This window comes from Staphylococcus caprae (genome assembly GCF_002902725.1).
In the GTDB taxonomy this organism is placed as follows: Bacteria; Bacillota; Bacilli; order Staphylococcales; family Staphylococcaceae; genus Staphylococcus; species Staphylococcus caprae.
Genome location: NZ_PPRT01000027.1, coordinates 53,952 through 69,628 on the forward strand (window position 1 = coordinate 53,952; position 15,677 = coordinate 69,628).

Below are 15,677 nucleotides of genomic sequence, written 5' to 3' on the forward strand. Positions count from 1 at the left end.
GTAAAGGAAGATGACATTATGGAAAACCAAAAACAATATCCAATGACTCAAGAGGGTTATGAACAACTTGAACAAGAATTAGAAGAATTAAAGACAGTTAAAAGACCTGAAGTAGTAGAAAAAATTAAAGTTGCTCGTTCTTTCGGTGACTTATCAGAGAACTCTGAGTATGATGCAGCTAAAGACGAACAAGGTTTCATCGAACAAGATATCCAACGTATTGAGCACATGATTAGAAATGCGCTTATCATTGAAGATAACGGTGATAACAATGTTGTTCAAATTGGTAAAACGGTTACTTTCATCGAGCTCCCAGGCGATGAAGAAGAAAGTTACCAAATTGTAGGTTCTGCTGAAGCAGATGCCTTTAAAGGTAAAATTTCTAATGAATCTCCAATGGCAAATGCGCTTATTGGTAAAGGTTTAAATGATGAAGTACGCGTGCCACTACCAAATGGTGGAGAAATCAACGTTAAAATCGTAGATATTAAATAATAAACAGCATATAGATAAGAAAATTTAACAAAAATTGTATTGAGATGAACTTATTTCAATATTAATTATCCTTATTATTAGAGCGAGGACATGATATCGATTCTTAAGAATGAACTTTCATGTCTTCGCTCATTTTTTTATAGTATTATTGATGGAATTTTATCTTAAAAGGTACTTTCGTAAATGTAAAGAAGTTTATTTAAAAAATGATAGGATAAAATACTTTTGTCATTAAGCATATATGCGATGACAAAAAATAATATGTATGATTAAATAAAAATTAGTAATTTTTTTGATATGAAGATGCAATATTTTGGCAAAGTAAAAATGCTTTAATTCAAATTATTATTGGTTATTACAAACTATTTGAATTAATTATTAAGCAAATCTTCTAATGCAATGATACAATTAAATAGTTACAGCAAATAAATCCTTAAAAATTACAAAGGGGAGGGATTTTAAAGTTGGAAACACAATTAATCAACGAACAAACTGTAATGATATATTTCAATAATGAAATAAGTGAACAAACATATGAGCAAGTTCGAGCAACAGTCGAATACATAAAAGAACAATCACATCCTGAAATAACTGAAATTATTCCATCTTATCGAGCAATTCTTATTTATTTTGATAATACAAAAATCAAAGGAAATGAATTGTTAGAAAATTTAGAACTTAACCGTTTACAAAATAAAGATGATGGACATCAAAGTCATCAACGTATTATTAAAATACCTGTACTTTATGGAAATGATTATGGTCCTGATTTAGAAGAAGTTGCAGAACATAATCAATTATCTGAGAAAGAAGTTGTACAAATACATACTCAGCAACCGTATCTCATATACATGCTAGGCTTTATGCCTGGCTTTCCATATCTAGGAGGACTAGATAAGAAATTGCATACACCTAGACGTTCAGAACCAAGACTTAAAATTGAAGCTGGATCAGTAGGCATTGCCAACAATCAAACAGGTCTTTATCCTATGGACTCTCCTGGTGGATGGCAAATCATTGGACGTACACCATTAAAAGTTTTTGATTTAAATCGAGAACCTATGACAATGTATGAGGCCGGTGATTACATTCAGTTTTATGAAATCGATCAAGAAGAATACGATCAACTTTCTGAGGACATCCGTAATGGAAATTTTGATATAGATAAGTGGGTGACATATCAAGATGAGTATTAAAATATTACAACCTGGCTTATTTACAACGATTCAAGACGAAGGACGAATAGGTTATCAGGATTTAGGTTTTTCAGGAGCTGGTGCACTAGACCAATACAGTTTGAAAGTCGCACAAACACTTATTGGCAACGAAGGTCCAGCAATTGAATATACAGTAATAGGACCTAAAATACACTTTTTAAGGGATAACACGTTTACTATTATTGGTGGCACATCAAACGCAAAATTAAATGACAAACCTATAGACACTCAAGCCGTTTATGAGGTAAAACAAAATGATGTGTTGGAAATCGGCCAGATTAGTGAGGGCGCAAGAGGCTATCTTGTTTTTGGTAATCCATTAAACATAGAGAAAATTGCTGATAGTTACTCTACACATACGAGAAGTGGACTAGGTGGTTTTCAAGGTCGTGTGCTTAAAAAAGATGATGTTATTCCTACTCAATCCAATGAATATTTTAAAGAAAATTTAGGTAAAGCTGTAGATTATCAAGCCTTACCAGAAGATAATGTCATTCATGTGATTAAAGGCCCACAGTTTAATTCATTTTCAGAAGAAGCAGTAACGACATTTGTTGAATCAGAATTTAAAATTTCTGACCAATCTGATCGTATGGGATACAGATTAAATGGGCCATCTGTCGCTCCTAAGGAGACAGCTGATATCATTTCTGAACCTGTTGCTTTGGGAAGTATTCAAGTTCCTAATGACGGTAATCCTATCATTCTCTTAAATGATAAACAAACTGTAGGCGGATACACTAAAATTGCTACTGTGACACAGCTCGATTTGAAAAAGTTAGCGCAACTTAAACCTGGTGAAACAATCCACTTTGAATGGATATCAGTAGAAGAAGCAACACAACAATTACAAGAATTCGAGCAGACTTTTAAAGAATTAATTAAAAATGTTACAGAACAACCACTATTTAATTTAGATAATGTGAGAGCTACTTCTAAAAAATTAGCATCACTTATCAAGGAGGATAATTAAAAATGAATTTAGATAGAATTGAAGAAATTATAAATCTAGTAAAATCAAATGATGTTAAAAAATTTAAATATAAAGATTTTGAAAACGAAATCGAACTTGATTTTACTGAAGGTACTGCTACACAAGCTGTAGCCGGGGCGCCTAGTGTACAAGCTGGTGAAAATACCAATACACAAACATCATCCTCACAAGCTGAAAGTCAATCATCATCAGATGCTAAAGAAATCAAATCTACAATGGTAGGTACATTCTTTTTACAAGACAGTAAAGAATTAACTGATCCTCAAATTGAAGTGGGCGACCAAGTTAATGAAGGTGATGTGATTGGTTACATCGAAGCAATGAAAGTAATGAACGAAGTAACAAGTGATGTAAGTGGAGAGGTTTCTGAAATCGTAGTTGAACATGGTACAAATGTCGAATATGATCAAGTACTAGTTAAAGTGAAGTAAGGGGGTATGAACTTATGTATCGTTGTTTGATTGCAAACAGAGGGGAAATTGCCGTAAGGATTATCCGAGCGTGCAGAGAAATGAAGATTGAAACTGTTGCTATCTATGCGAAAGGCGATGAAGATAGTCTACACGTAAGTTTAGCAGATCAAGCCATATGTATCGGCGAAGCTAACCCTCTAGATAGTTATTTAAATATTGATCGCATTATTTCCGCTGCAGAAGTGACTGGTGCGAATGCGATTCATCCTGGTTATGGTTTCTTATCTGAATCAACTACGTTTGCAGAAGCTGTTGAAGATAATGACATCCACTTTATCGGACCAAACAAGAAAACGATGGAATTGATGGGTGATAAAATCACAGCACGTCAAACCGTAGATGCAGCTGGTGTCCCAGTCATTCCTGGCTCAACTGATGAAGTTCAAAATGTTGAAGAAATTAAAGAACTCGCTGAAAATATAGGTTATCCTGTCGTTCTTAAAGCTGCTAGTGGGGGCGGCGGTAAAGGTATTCGAATCGTTAAAGAACCGGACCAGTTGGAGAAATCTTTAAAAGAAGCTAAAAGTGAAGGACAAAAATATTTTAACGATGATCGTGTCTATGTAGAAGCCTTTATACCAGTTGCGAAACACGTTGAAGTTCAAGTCATTGGTGATGGAAAAGATAATTATGTCCATTTAGGTGAACGTGATTGTTCAGTTCAACGTAAAAATCAAAAACTTATTGAAGAATCACCATGTTCTGCTCTATCTGAAGAAAGAAGAGCACAAATATGTAACGATGCTGTTAAAGTAGCTAGAGCATCAAATTATCGAAGCGCAGGAACCATTGAATTTCTAGTTACGGAAGACGCACACTATTTCATAGAAATGAACGCGCGTATACAAGTTGAACATACTGTTACTGAAATGCGTGCTGATAGAGATTTATTACAAGCTCAACTTTACTTATTGCAACATGATGAATTACCATTCCAACAAGAAGACATTGTCTTTAATGGTCACGTTATTGAAGCACGTATTAATGCGGAAAATCCTGAAAAGAAATTCCAACCTACGCCTGGTAAAGTAAAAAAATTACATTTACCACAAGGTTTTAATATTCGAGTTGATTCTTTATTATATTCTGGATATCAGGTCTCACCGTATTATGATTCTTTAGTCGCTAAAGTCATTGTAAAAGACTCAAATAGACAAACAGCAATTAATAAATTAAAAGTGGCTCTAGATGAGATGGTTATCGAAGGATTTACAACTACAGCGGATTTCTTATATGCAGTATTAAGTTATCCATTGTATGCTGAGGGCGATGCAAGAGATGTAGATATTAAATTCTTAGAGAAACACCAAATTATTAAAGGGGTGGAACTATAATGCAAATTGATTTGAATTGTGATTTAGGTGAAGCTTTTGGTAATTATTCATTTGGCGGAGATAAGGATATTATTCCTTTAATTACATCAGCAAATATTGCTTGTGGATTTCACGCTGGTGACGAAAATGTAATGAACGAAACGATCCAGCTTGCAAAGGAAAATAATATTGGTATAGGCGCACACCCAGGATTACCAGATTTACAAGGATTTGGACGCCGAACAATGGATATTGCTCCAAAAGAAATCTATAATTTAGTTATTTACCAATTAGGCGCTCTAAATGGCTTTTGCAAGGTTCATGGTGTGAAAATAAATCATGTGAAACCTCATGGCGCACTTTATCAAATGGGTGCAAGAGATTCTAAAATCGCACATGCCATTGCACAAGCGGTTTACGATTTTGATTCAGAACTTGTATTTGTAGGTTTATCTAATACGTTATTAATTACTGAAGCTGAAGCAGTTGGTTTAAAAGTGGCTTCAGAAGTTTTCGCAGATAGACGTTACGAAGATGACGGACAACTTGTAAGTCGAAAAGAGCCAGATGCAACGATTAGTAATACAGATGAAGCACTACAACAAGTATTAAAAATGGTAACCGAAAACAAAGTCATTAGTAAAAATGGCAAAGAAATAGACTTAAAAGCAGATACCATTTGTGTACACGGTGATGGCGAACACGCACTAGAGTTTGTAACTCAAATTAGAAAAAAATTAACGAAAGAAGGCATTGATATTCAATCCTTATAGGGGGTACCAGCGATGGGAGAAAATTTAAAACAAAGTACTAAGCAAGACACGAATCAGACAAAAAAAGAATTCAAATTTAATAAAAGTCATAGACGTTTATTATACGGTTCAGTATTTTTAATGGCCACTTCAGCAATCGGCCCTGCTTTCCTTACCCAAACAGCCGTATTTACTGCAGAATTTTATGCGAGTTTCGCATTTGCAATTTTAATTTCAATATTAATTGATATAGGGGCTCAAATTAATATTTGGCGCGTACTTGTAGTTACTGGGTTACGCGGACAGGAAGTTTCAAATAAAGTTGTTCCAGGTCTAGGAACCATTATTTCCATTTTAATTGCATTTGGTGGATTAGCATTTAATATAGGTAATATTGCAGGTGCAGGTCTAGGTCTAAACGCAATGTTTGGCTTGGATATCAAATGGGGCGCAGCGATTACTGCTATTTTCTCAATTTTAATTTTTATAAGTAAAAGTGGTCAAAAGATTATGGACGTTGTATCTATGATTTTAGGGGTCGTGATGATTTTAGTCGTTGCGTATGTTATGGTTGTTTCTAACCCTCCGTATGGTGATGCATTAGTTCATACTTTTGCTCCAGAACATCCTATTAAATTAATTTTACCAATTATTACTTTAGTAGGTGGAACTGTAGGTGGTTATATAACATTTGCAGGTGCACACAGACTACTCGATTCAGGCATGAAAGGGAAAGAATTTTTACCATTCGTCAATCGTTCTGCTATTGCAGGTATTTTGACAACTGGTATTATGAGAACTTTACTTTTCTTAGCAGTGTTAGGTGTAGTCGTGACTGGTGTGACATTAAGTTCAGATAATCCACCAGCATCAGTATTTGAACATGCAATAGGACCAATTGGTAAGAATATTTTCGGTGTAGTTATTTTTGCTGCCGCAATGTCTTCAGTGATTGGTTCAGCGTACACAAGTGCAACATTTTTAAAGACGTTTCATAAGTCTTTATTCAATAAAAATAATTTAATTGTAATTGTATTTATCGTCATTTCAACATTGATTTTCTTATTTATTGGCAAGCCCGTGAGCTTATTAATTATTGCAGGCGCAATTAACGGTTGGATTTTACCAATTACTTTAGGTGCCATTTTAATCGCAAGTCGTAAGAAATCAATCGTTGGTGATTACAAACATCCTACTTGGATGCTTGTATTTGGTATTGTTGCAGTTATCGTAACAATTATCACAGGAATTTTTTCACTACAAGATTTAGCTAGCCTTTGGAAAGGTTAATAATATACATACTTCACATCTTTATGGTGTGGAGTATTTTTTTGTGAAAATGAAGAGACTGGGAACTTTATATTTTATGCTCTGGGAAACCGATTAACGTTGTCCCAAAAGCAGGATTTTCAGCAGTAACACTCACAATTCGACAAAATTTGAGAAACAATTTTGCTCATCGCTCGGTTCTGCTCAAATCCTAAACACTTTTGTCCCGACCTCCTATTTGAGAAATGATTTATCTCTATCGTGATGACTTTTAAAATGTGATAAAATACCAATGCTAGGACTTTATAAAAGAGGTGTAAAAAGAAATGATAGGTATTATCGGAGCAATGGAAGAAGAAGTGACAATTCTTAAAGATAAAATTGTTGACTTAAGTGAAATTAACGTCGCTCATGTAAAATTTTATACAGGAACGCTTAACAATAAAGACATAGTATTAACTCAAAGTGGGATTGGCAAAGTAAATGCTTCTATCTCTACTACTTTATTAATAGAAAAATTTAATCCAGACCTTATCATAAATACTGGATCGGCCGGTGCATTAGACGAAAGCTTATCGGTAGGAGATGTACTTGTAAGTGATACGGTAACCTATCATGATGCAGACGCAACTGCATTCGGCTATGATTATGGACAAATTCCTCAAATGCCTAAGCATTACGAATCTAGTACTAAGTTATTAGATAAGACGATATCCATACTTAAACAACAAGATTTAAATGGCAAAGTAGGTTTAATTGTTAGTGGTGATAGTTTTATCGGAAGTGTTGAACAACGCCGTAAAATTAAATCTCAATTTCCAAAAGCAATGGCAGTTGAGATGGAAGCTACTGCCATCGCTCAAACATGTTATCAATTTAAAGTGCCATTTATTGTGACACGAGCAGTATCAGATTTAGCTAATGGAGAAGCAGAAATCTCTTTTGAAGAATTCTTAGGAAAAGCTGCAGTTTCATCTAGTGAAACTGTTGAATTATTAGTTAAATCATTATAAAAAGTAAAGGTGAAAATATAAAATGGGAATTGTTAAAAATTTATTTATGCCCAATGCATATGTACAATCTGTGTTTGAAATAGATATTGAGAAATTAGCTAGTAATGGAGTCAAAGGTATTGTAACTGATTTGGATAACACACTTGTGGGTTGGGATGTCAAAGAACCCACCGAAAGAATTAAAGAATGGTTTGCAAAAGCTCGAAAATTAGGTATCACTGTAACGATTGTTTCAAATAATAATGAAGAACGTGTATCTAGTTTTTCTAAAGATTTAGAAGTAGATTTCATTTTCAAGGCGCGAAAACCTATGGGCAAAGCATTTAAAAAAGCCATCAAACAAATGAATATTCAAGCAAAAGAGACAGTAGTCATAGGAGATCAAATGTTGACTGATGTTTTTGGTGGTAATCGTAATGGACTTTATACTATCATGGTCGTTCCAGTTAAACGAACAGATGGATTTATAACGAAATTCAATCGTCTCATCGAAAGACGTTTGTTGAATCATTTCAGAAAAAAAGGTTATATCAAATGGGAGGAAAATTGATTGAGTGAAACACTAAAATGTATTGGTTGTGGTGCACCGCTACAATCTGAAGATAAAAACGCACCAGGATATGTACCTAAACATAATATGTTTCGTGAAGATGTCATTTGCCAAAGATGCTTTAGGTTAAAGAATTACAACGAAGTGCAAGACGTTGGAATGGATAGTGAAGACTTCTTAAATTTATTAACAGGATTGTCAGATCAAAAAGGTATCGTTGTGAATGTCGTCGATGTATTTGATTTCGAGGGATCATTCATTAACGCGATTAAGCGAATTGTTGGAAATAAAAAAATTATTTTAGCAGCAAACAAACTTGATCTTCTTCCTAAACAAATTAATAAACGTCGTGTGAAAGAATGGTTGAAGAAATCTGCTCGAAAGTATGGCCTTGAAGCCGAAGATGTAGTGCTCATCTCTGCAGACAAAGGTTGGGGCATCGAAGAATTATTACAATCGATTAATCAATATAGAAATAATGAAGATGTCTATATAGTAGGAACAACGAATGTAGGTAAATCAACCTTAATTAATAAATTGATCGAAATAAGTGTTGGTGAAAAGGACGTCGTAACAACTTCACGTTTCCCAGGTACAACATTAGATATGATTGATATTCCACTAGATGAAACAACATTTATGTATGATACACCAGGAATTATTCAAGAACATCAAATGACACATTATGTTTCTGAAAAAGAATTAAAAACCATTATGCCTAAAAAGGAAATTAAACAACGTGTGTATCAATTAAATGAAGGTCAAACACTATTCTTTGGTGGTTTAGCGAGAATTGATTATGTTTCTGGAGGTAAAAGACCTTTAATATGTTTCTTCTCTAATGATTTAAACATTCATAGAACTAAAACCGAAAAGGCAAATGAGCTTTGGAAATCACAATTAGGTTCAGTTTTAACGCCACCGCATAACGCTGAGAACTTTGATTTAAATAATGTAAAGGCCGTTAGACTTGAAACAGGAAAAGCAAAACGTGACGTTATGATTTCAGGATTAGGTTTCATTACAATTGATGAAGGTGCAAAAGTGATTGTACGCGTCCCTAAAAATGTTGATGTAATATTAAGAAATTCTATTTTATAAAAGGAGTGAGAAGAATGAAATTTGCTGTAATTGGACATCCTATATCTCATTCTTTATCTCCTGTAATGCATAATGCTAACTTTACTAAGTTAGGATTAGATTACACTTATGAAGCATTAGATATACCTATTGAAGATTTTCATTTGATTAAAGAAATCATTACAGAAAAGGGGCTCAATGGATTTAATATCACAATTCCACATAAAGAACGAATCCTACCTTATTTGGATGAAATAGATGAACAATCCAAAACTGTTGGAGCCGTTAACACTGTTTTAATCAAAGAAGGTAAATGGATAGGGTACAATACTGATGGCATAGGTTATGTCACAGGTTTAAGACAAGTATATGATGATTTAGAAAGTGCTTATATATTAATTTTAGGCGCAGGCGGAGCAAGTAAGGGTATTGCAAATGAATTAGCAAAATTTGTGAATCCTAAATTAACTGTTGCTAATCGTACTATGTCACGTTTCAACGATTGGAACCTTGATATTAATGCGATTTCTTTAGTGGAGGCAGAAAGCTATTTAGATGAATTTGATATTATTATTAATACAACACCTGCGGGTATGGCTGAAAATAAAGAAAGTGTTTTAAATTTGAAAAATCTAAATACAAATGCACTTGTTAGTGATATTGTCTATATTCCATATAAGACTCCTATTTTAGAAGAAGCTGAAAATAAAGGCAATCCTATATATAATGGTTTAGATATGTTCGTATATCAAGGTGCTGAAAGTTTTAAAATATGGACGAATCAAATGCCTGATATCCAAACGATGAAACAGACAGTTCTAGATAAATTGAAAGGAGATAGATCATGTTAACTGGAAAACAGAAAAGATATTTACGTAGTTTAGCGCATAATACAGATCCAACTTTCCAAATAGGAAAAGGTGGAATTAATGAAAATATGATTAATCAAATTGATGAAACGTTAGAGAATAGAGAACTCATTAAAATTCATGTGCTTCAAAATAATTTTGACGATAAAAATGAATTAGCTAGAGCGCTAAGTGAAGCGACTAAAAGTGAATTAGTACAAGTAATCGGGTCAATGATTGTACTGTATAGAGAATCTGAAGAGAATAAAGAAATTACGTTACCTTAATGGCTAAAATTGTGTTGTACGGCGGTCAATTTAACCCGATTCATACCGCTCATATGGTAGTAGCTAGTGAGATATATCATCAATTGCAGCCAGATGCGTTCTACTTTTTACCGAGCTATATGGCACCTTTGAAAGAACATGATGATTTTCTAGATTCATCCTATCGAATGAAAATGATTGAGCTTGTAATAGAAGATTTAGGCTTTGGTAATATTTGTACGGCTGAGTTAGAAAGAAAAGGCCAAAGTTACACATATGATACTTTAGCAGAATTAAAGCAATCACAGCCTAATGATGAATTCTACTTTGTCATTGGTACAGACCAATATGAGCAATTAGATCAGTGGTATAATATTGAAAAGTTAAAGAAAATGATTACCTTTGTGATTGTAAATCGTGATAAGGCATATCAAGAAGTAGAAAATGGTATGATATCAATTAAAATTCCCCGTATAGATATAAGTTCATCTATGGTACGAAATCGTATTAAAAATAAGCAAACGATACAAGTTTTAGTCCCTAAAAAGGTAGAAAAGTATATACAGGAGGAAGGATTTTATGGATATAAATGAAGCTAAAGCACTCGTTAAAGATAAGCTACCAGAAAAGCGCTATAATCATTCTTTAAGAGTAGCAGAAACAGCAGTGAAATTAGCAGAGATTTATGACGGTGATAAAGAGAAAGCTGAATTGGCTGGTGTACTGCATGATTATTGCAAATATGATGATTTAAGTAAAATGTATCAGATTGTTAGACAATGCGAGTTAGAGAGTGATTTACTTAGTTACGGAAATGAAATCCTCCATGGTCCAGTGTGTGCTGCAATAATGGAACATGACTATCATATCAAGGACGAAGAAGTCTTATTAGCTATTAAATATCACACAACTGGTCGTCAACAAATGACTAAAACTGAGAAGTTAATTTTTATTGCAGATTATATTGAACCCGGCAGAAAGACCCCCGGAGTTGAAGAAATTAGAGATATGGCATACAATCAAGGTAGCTTAGATAAAACAATTTATGAAATTTCTAAGCGTACAGTTTTATTTTTAATTGGTAAAGATATTACGGTATATGGCACTACGATTGCATGCTTGAATTATTATAATTATAGTGACGAAAGAATAAAGGATGATTAAATGAGTTCAGAAGAATTATTAAATATTGCTGTCGAAGCGACAGAAAACAAAAAAGCTGAAGATGTAATTTCTCTTAACATGCAAGGTATCAGTGATATGACTGACTACTTTGTTGTGTGTCATGGTAATAATGAACGTCAAGTTCAATCTATTGCTAGAGCTGTTAAAGAAGCTGTTCATGAGCAAAATATTGATGTAAAGCGTATGGAAGGATATAACGATGCAAGATGGGTACTTATTGATTTAGCCAATGTTGTAGTTCATATTTTCCACAAAGACGAAAGAAATTATTACAATATCGAGAAATTATATCAAGATGCTCCAGTTGAATCATATGGTCAGGCTGTCTTTTAAAGATGTCTCAGTATGAAGATATGAGTTTGGTATATGACCAACTCACACAGGACCAACCGTATGATGAATGGTTCAATATTGTTGAATCCTTTTCAAAGCAACAAATTAATGAAATTCTAGATTTAGGTTGTGGCACCGGTAGTTTAACACATCGATTAGTCACATTAGGACATGTAACTGGAATGGATTTAAGTATTGATATGTTGACGATTGCTAACGAGAAATCTAACAATGTTAGATGGTTAGAAGGAGATATGACAGATTTTAATTTGAACCAAAAGTTTAATGTTATTACAATATTTTGTGATTCACTGAATTATTTATCTACAATTGATGATGTCAGAAATACATTCAAATCAGTATACCAGCATTTAACTAATGATGGTGTGTTTCTTTTTGATGTGCATACGGTTCACAAGATGAATACATTGTTTAATAATCAAAGCTATATTGATGAAACTGATGATGTTTTCTTAGGATGGGAAGCTATTCGTGGTGATGAACCATTGAGTGTTTATCATGAAATGTCATTCTTTATTCTTGAGAAAGATGGTAGTTATCGACGTTTCGATGAATCGCATTACCAAAGAACCTATGAAGAAGAAACTTATAAATCACTATTAAAAGAGATAGGTTTTACAAAAATTGAAACTTTCACAGATTTCAATCTAGAGAAACATGAAGAAGATGCTGATCGATTATTTTTCGTTGTTAAAAAATAAATATTAACATTAAGAAGTAAAATCACTCGTTCGTACGTTGATAAGTATGAAGGAGTGATTTTTTGTTTAATATAGATAAAAAGTATATCGATTTTATTTTGCGATGGAAACGATATTTTATATTAGGGATTGTCGGAATCATTATCGCGATTCTTACTTTGACTAACAAAGATGAATCTCATAATGAGAATAATGAAATGAATGAGTTTCCAAAAGATCATCATCTAGATTCAAATGAGATTAAAAACAATCAATCTCATACTAAAGCTAATACAAATAATAAGAATATGAGTAATAAAGAAAACAGTAAGGAAAAAGTTTATGTTGATATTAAAGGGGCTGTCGAGCATCCTAATGTATATCAAATGCTATCGACTGAACGAGTCATTGACGCTTTGAATAAGGCAAAACTTTCTAAAAATGCAGACGTTTCCCAAATTAATCTATCAGAAAAATTAATAGACCAAAAGTTAATATATGTGCCCACAAAAGGAGAGCAACCTCATACTATTAGAAATAATAATTCTCCAATAACTACGAATCAAAATAGTGAAAATAAACAAGTCAATCTTAATAATGCGACTGAATCAGAACTTAAAGGAGTCCCAGGTATTGGACCAACAAAAGCTAAAGAAATTATAAACTATCGAGAACAAAACGGTAGATTTGATAAAATAGATGATTTAAAAAAGATTAAAGGGTTTGGCGAGAAAACGTTCGAAAAATTAAAAGAACACTTTACTATTTAGCTTTGATTCATTATTGCATTTATTGCCTTAAATGATTAAGCTATAAATATTAATTGTTTTTCTACATAAGGAGGCAACTACACATGGAAAGAATTAAATGGGAAGAATATTTTATGGCTCAAAGTCATTTATTAGCTTTGAGATCAACATGTCAAAGACTCTCTGTTGGAGCTACAATTGTCAAAGATAATAGAATTATTGCTGGTGGTTACAACGGATCAGTAGCAGGGGAAGTTCATTGCATTGATGAAGGTTGCCTTATTGAAGATGGTCATTGTATTAGAACAATACATGCAGAAATGAATGCATTACTACAATGCGCTAAACAAGGTGTTTCAACAGAAGGCGCTACAATTTACGTGACTCATTTCCCTTGTTTAAATTGCACAAAGTCAATTATTCAAGCTGGCATTAAGACGATATATTATGCAGAAGATTATCACAATCATGACTACGCTATTAAACTACTTCAACAATCAGGTATTGAATATAAAAGAATACCATTCTCTCCAGAATACGTAGCACAATACCTTACGCAAGGTTAATCAATGATATACATAGCACTTTCATTTTTAGTAGGGATACTTTGGATGAATTTCAAAGTTATCTCTACCTCACTATTTCTATTGGCGTTCATACTTGCGACGATTAAGAACTTCAAACTCCCTCTTATTATATTCATGTTTGCTTCTTCCATACTTTCATATTTTATTATTTATTCTTATACTCAAAAGGAAACCAAAACACAAAATTATCTTAGAAATCATCCTATGTTCCGAAATGATGTAAGTTTTAAATCATTAGAAAATAAACAAAAGTACACTACTGGCTATCTTATATATAAGAATGAAAAATATAAATTTTTCTTTAAGACCAAAATGCCTAAAACTTATGCGTCTTTAAAAAATAAGACATGCAAAATAAAAGGGGATTTTAAGTTTGATAATGAGCATCCTTCCATAACGATTTCATCTATCAACTTGAATTCTTGTAAAACTAATGGTTATCTTCAATGGATTTATAATCATCAAGAATACATTTCGAACAAGATATACCATTCAGGAGTTAAATATCCTAATAGAATCCTTGCATTAATTACTGGCAATACGACATTAATCAATCCAGATTATAAGGAAAAAGTAAAAGAGATAGGAATATATCATTTATTAGCTATAAGCGGCACACATATAGCCGCAATTATTTTAATTATCCATCAATCTCTCGTAAGATTTAATACACCTTTATTAGTCATAAAGATCCTAACCATATGCGTATTAGTTATTTACGCTATTTATACTGATTTTGTTCCTAGCGCTGTGAGAGCAATATCAATAGCCATTTTAGCGATATTAATCCCAAAATCTCTTAGAAAATCTTCTCTCAATTTACTTTCATTAATTTTTATAATTATGTACATTGTTTATCCAGGGTATATTTATAACATAGGTTTTCAATTTTCATTTTTAATTTGCTTCTTCATTCTAATGGCTCAACCATTTCTTAAAAATTTAACACCTATAAAAAGTCTCTTAGCAATAACATGTATAGCCCAATTTGGGTCTATCATTATTATCGTCTATCATTTTAATCAATTCCAATGGATTGGTTTTCTATCGAACTTGCTTTTTGTTCCATTTTATAGCTTCTTACTTTTTCCATCTATTATCTTATTTTTCATCACGAGTCATTTAATTTCTCATTTCGAAATCATGAATCGCTATATGGCATTTTTGTATAACGTTCATGATCTGTTACTCAATTTATTTTATAAATTATCTCATTATAAATGGTATATCCCTGATTTAAGTGAAAAGCAATTACTGCTATTCATATTATCAATAATTATCGTTTATTATTTATTCGTACATCAAAAGGTGTTTATTTCCTTATCAGTATTTATAATCATATTATCTCTACTCACATTTACTAATAAACCAAGTTATGCTGAATTAACTCTGTTTGATGTCGGACAAGGTGATAGTATACTTTTCAAAACAGGAAACAATAAAACGATTATGATAGATACTGGAGGTAAAGGAGATGAAAACAAATCTAAAAGTATTAGTCATCATAATATAGCTAAGTTTAAAATTCTTCCGAGTCTTAAAAGAAAAGGAATTTCTACGATTGATTATCTAATCTTAACGCATCCACATGCAGATCATATGGGAGAATTACCATATCTATTTGAACACGTAAAAATTAAAAACATTATATTGAATAGTGATGGTTTTCCAAATGATTTATTAAAATATATTATAAAGGAAGGCAAGATGAAGAATATTAAAATTCAAGAGGTTAAAAATATTTCTCAAATTAATTTTGAAGAAACTAAATTAAAATTTTTCAATACATTTATACCCGCCAGTTCAGATAAAAATGAACAATCCATTATCACACTCATCCAATACCGTAATA

General features: G+C 32.6%; 20 protein-coding genes. 19 read left to right on the forward strand and 1 reads right to left on the reverse strand.

What is annotated here, in order from left to right; translation table 11 throughout:
* Nucleotides 1-18: 18 nt before the first annotated feature.
* The 18 genes from greA (at nt 19) to CD155_RS05430 (ending at nt 13,804) form a co-directional block, all read left to right on the forward strand.
* Complete coding sequence (gene greA / locus CD155_RS05345; RefSeq protein ID WP_002443210.1) at nt 19-495, forward strand: transcription elongation factor GreA; 477 nt, start codon at nt 19-21, stop codon at nt 493-495.
* A 464-nt stretch (nt 496-959) separates the two neighbouring features.
* On the forward strand, nt 960-1,691 hold the full coding sequence (pxpB, locus tag CD155_RS05350; RefSeq protein ID WP_002443209.1) for a 5-oxoprolinase subunit PxpB: 732 nt from the start codon (nt 960-962) through the stop codon (nt 1,689-1,691).
* Nucleotides 1,681-2,685 carry a 5-oxoprolinase subunit C family protein gene (locus tag CD155_RS05355; RefSeq protein ID WP_103212738.1) on the forward strand — a complete coding sequence of 335 codons (1,005 nt, stop codon included), beginning with the start codon at nt 1,681-1,683 and terminating at the stop codon, nt 2,683-2,685. Before pxpB ends, CD155_RS05355 begins: the two co-directional genes overlap by 11 nt.
* Before the next feature lie 2 nt (nt 2,686-2,687).
* The gene (locus CD155_RS05360) at nt 2,688-3,137 is read left to right on the forward strand and encodes an acetyl-CoA carboxylase biotin carboxyl carrier protein (protein ID WP_103212739.1); all 450 of its coding nucleotides are present in this window, start codon (nt 2,688-2,690) and stop codon (nt 3,135-3,137) included.
* 14 nt (nt 3,138-3,151) lie between these two features.
* A complete protein-coding gene (locus CD155_RS05365; protein WP_103212740.1) occupies nt 3,152-4,513 on the forward strand; it encodes an acetyl-CoA carboxylase biotin carboxylase subunit in 1,362 nt (453 codons plus the stop codon).
* Nucleotides 4,513-5,265, forward strand: a complete 753-nt coding sequence (gene pxpA, locus CD155_RS05370) for a 5-oxoprolinase subunit PxpA (RefSeq protein ID WP_002443202.1) — start codon at nt 4,513-4,515, stop codon at nt 5,263-5,265. The genes CD155_RS05365 and pxpA overlap by 1 nt, the downstream gene beginning before the upstream one ends.
* A 12-nt stretch (nt 5,266-5,277) precedes the next feature.
* Nucleotides 5,278-6,534 (forward strand): NRAMP family divalent metal transporter, encoded by a 1,257-nt coding sequence (locus tag CD155_RS05375; protein WP_103212741.1) that lies wholly within the window; start codon nt 5,278-5,280, stop codon nt 6,532-6,534.
* Nucleotides 6,535-6,839: 305 nt separating this feature from the next.
* Entirely contained in the window at nt 6,840-7,526 is a 687-nt protein-coding gene (gene mtnN, locus CD155_RS05380; RefSeq protein WP_002443198.1) for a 5'-methylthioadenosine/S-adenosylhomocysteine nucleosidase, read from the forward strand.
* A 22-nt stretch (nt 7,527-7,548) separates the two neighbouring features.
* Nucleotides 7,549-8,076, forward strand: coding sequence for a YqeG family HAD IIIA-type phosphatase (locus CD155_RS05385; RefSeq protein WP_103212742.1), 528 nt, complete (start codon nt 7,549-7,551; stop codon nt 8,074-8,076).
* Nucleotides 8,077-9,177, forward strand: coding sequence for a ribosome biogenesis GTPase YqeH (gene yqeH, locus CD155_RS05390; protein ID WP_103212743.1), 1,101 nt, complete (start codon nt 8,077-8,079; stop codon nt 9,175-9,177).
* Nucleotides 9,178-9,191: 14 nt separating this feature from the next.
* Nucleotides 9,192-10,007 carry a shikimate dehydrogenase gene (gene aroE / locus CD155_RS05395; RefSeq protein ID WP_103212744.1) on the forward strand — a complete coding sequence of 272 codons (816 nt, stop codon included), beginning with the start codon at nt 9,192-9,194 and terminating at the stop codon, nt 10,005-10,007.
* The gene (gene yhbY / locus CD155_RS05400) at nt 10,001-10,291 is read left to right on the forward strand and encodes a ribosome assembly RNA-binding protein YhbY (RefSeq protein WP_002443189.1); all 291 of its coding nucleotides are present in this window, start codon (nt 10,001-10,003) and stop codon (nt 10,289-10,291) included. Before aroE ends, yhbY begins: the two co-directional genes overlap by 7 nt.
* Nucleotides 10,291-10,863, forward strand: coding sequence for a nicotinate-nucleotide adenylyltransferase (locus CD155_RS05405; protein WP_002443187.1), 573 nt, complete (start codon nt 10,291-10,293; stop codon nt 10,861-10,863). Before yhbY ends, CD155_RS05405 begins: the two co-directional genes overlap by 1 nt.
* A complete protein-coding gene (yqeK, locus tag CD155_RS05410; protein WP_002443185.1) occupies nt 10,850-11,434 on the forward strand; it encodes a bis(5'-nucleosyl)-tetraphosphatase (symmetrical) YqeK in 585 nt (194 codons plus the stop codon). The genes CD155_RS05405 and yqeK overlap by 14 nt, the downstream gene beginning before the upstream one ends.
* Entirely contained in the window at nt 11,435-11,788 is a 354-nt protein-coding gene (gene rsfS, locus CD155_RS05415; protein ID WP_002443183.1) for a ribosome silencing factor, read from the forward strand.
* A gap of 2 nt (nt 11,789-11,790) precedes the next feature.
* A complete protein-coding gene (locus CD155_RS05420; RefSeq protein WP_103212745.1) occupies nt 11,791-12,510 on the forward strand; it encodes a class I SAM-dependent DNA methyltransferase in 720 nt (239 codons plus the stop codon).
* A 62-nt stretch (nt 12,511-12,572) separates the two neighbouring features.
* Nucleotides 12,573-13,259 (forward strand): helix-hairpin-helix domain-containing protein, encoded by a 687-nt coding sequence (locus CD155_RS05425; protein ID WP_070831050.1) that lies wholly within the window; start codon nt 12,573-12,575, stop codon nt 13,257-13,259.
* An 83-nt stretch (nt 13,260-13,342) separates the two neighbouring features.
* Nucleotides 13,343-13,804, forward strand: coding sequence for a ComE operon protein 2 (locus CD155_RS05430; RefSeq protein ID WP_002443177.1), 462 nt, complete (start codon nt 13,343-13,345; stop codon nt 13,802-13,804).
* Here the strand turns inward: CD155_RS05430 and CD155_RS13085 are convergent.
* On the reverse strand, nt 13,801-13,941 hold the full coding sequence (locus CD155_RS13085; protein ID WP_256605056.1) for a hypothetical protein: 141 nt from the start codon (nt 13,939-13,941) through the stop codon (nt 13,801-13,803). The two genes, CD155_RS05430 and CD155_RS13085, sit on opposite strands and share 4 nt — an antisense overlap.
* 88 nt (nt 13,942-14,029) lie before the next feature.
* Between CD155_RS13085 and CD155_RS05435 the strand changes: the two genes are divergently transcribed.
* Nucleotides 14,030-15,677 (forward strand): ComEC/Rec2 family competence protein (locus CD155_RS05435; protein WP_258026343.1); only part of this gene is annotated, 1,648 nt, incomplete at its 3' end.

Excerpts from the sequence above, each read along its gene's own strand:
- rsfS (WP_002443183.1), top strand. The coding sequence starts at position 11,435 with ATGAGTTCAGAAGAATTATTAAATATTGCTGTCGAAGCGACAGAAAAC.
- CD155_RS05355 (WP_103212738.1), top strand. The coding sequence starts at position 1,681 with ATGAGTATTAAAATATTACAACCTGGCTTATTTACAACGATTCAAGAC.
- aroE (WP_103212744.1), top strand. The coding sequence starts at position 9,192 with ATGAAATTTGCTGTAATTGGACATCCTATATCTCATTCTTTATCTCCT.
- yhbY (WP_002443189.1), top strand. The coding sequence starts at position 10,001 with ATGTTAACTGGAAAACAGAAAAGATATTTACGTAGTTTAGCGCATAAT.
- greA (WP_002443210.1), top strand. The coding sequence starts at position 19 with ATGGAAAACCAAAAACAATATCCAATGACTCAAGAGGGTTATGAACAA.
- CD155_RS05365 (WP_103212740.1), top strand. The coding sequence starts at position 3,152 with ATGTATCGTTGTTTGATTGCAAACAGAGGGGAAATTGCCGTAAGGATT.
- CD155_RS13085 (WP_256605056.1), bottom strand. The coding sequence starts at position 13,941 with ATGAATATAATAAGAGGGAGTTTGAAGTTCTTAATCGTCGCAAGTATG.
- CD155_RS05430 (WP_002443177.1), top strand. The coding sequence starts at position 13,343 with ATGGAAAGAATTAAATGGGAAGAATATTTTATGGCTCAAAGTCATTTA.
- CD155_RS05360 (WP_103212739.1), top strand. The coding sequence starts at position 2,688 with ATGAATTTAGATAGAATTGAAGAAATTATAAATCTAGTAAAATCAAAT.
- pxpA (WP_002443202.1), top strand. The coding sequence starts at position 4,513 with ATGCAAATTGATTTGAATTGTGATTTAGGTGAAGCTTTTGGTAATTAT.
- CD155_RS05385 (WP_103212742.1), top strand. The coding sequence starts at position 7,549 with ATGGGAATTGTTAAAAATTTATTTATGCCCAATGCATATGTACAATCT.
- CD155_RS05375 (WP_103212741.1), top strand. The coding sequence starts at position 5,278 with ATGGGAGAAAATTTAAAACAAAGTACTAAGCAAGACACGAATCAGACA.
- CD155_RS05405 (WP_002443187.1), top strand. The coding sequence starts at position 10,291 with ATGGCTAAAATTGTGTTGTACGGCGGTCAATTTAACCCGATTCATACC.
- mtnN (WP_002443198.1), top strand. The coding sequence starts at position 6,840 with ATGATAGGTATTATCGGAGCAATGGAAGAAGAAGTGACAATTCTTAAA.
- yqeK (WP_002443185.1), top strand. The coding sequence starts at position 10,850 with ATGGATATAAATGAAGCTAAAGCACTCGTTAAAGATAAGCTACCAGAA.
- CD155_RS05420 (WP_103212745.1), top strand. The coding sequence starts at position 11,791 with ATGTCTCAGTATGAAGATATGAGTTTGGTATATGACCAACTCACACAG.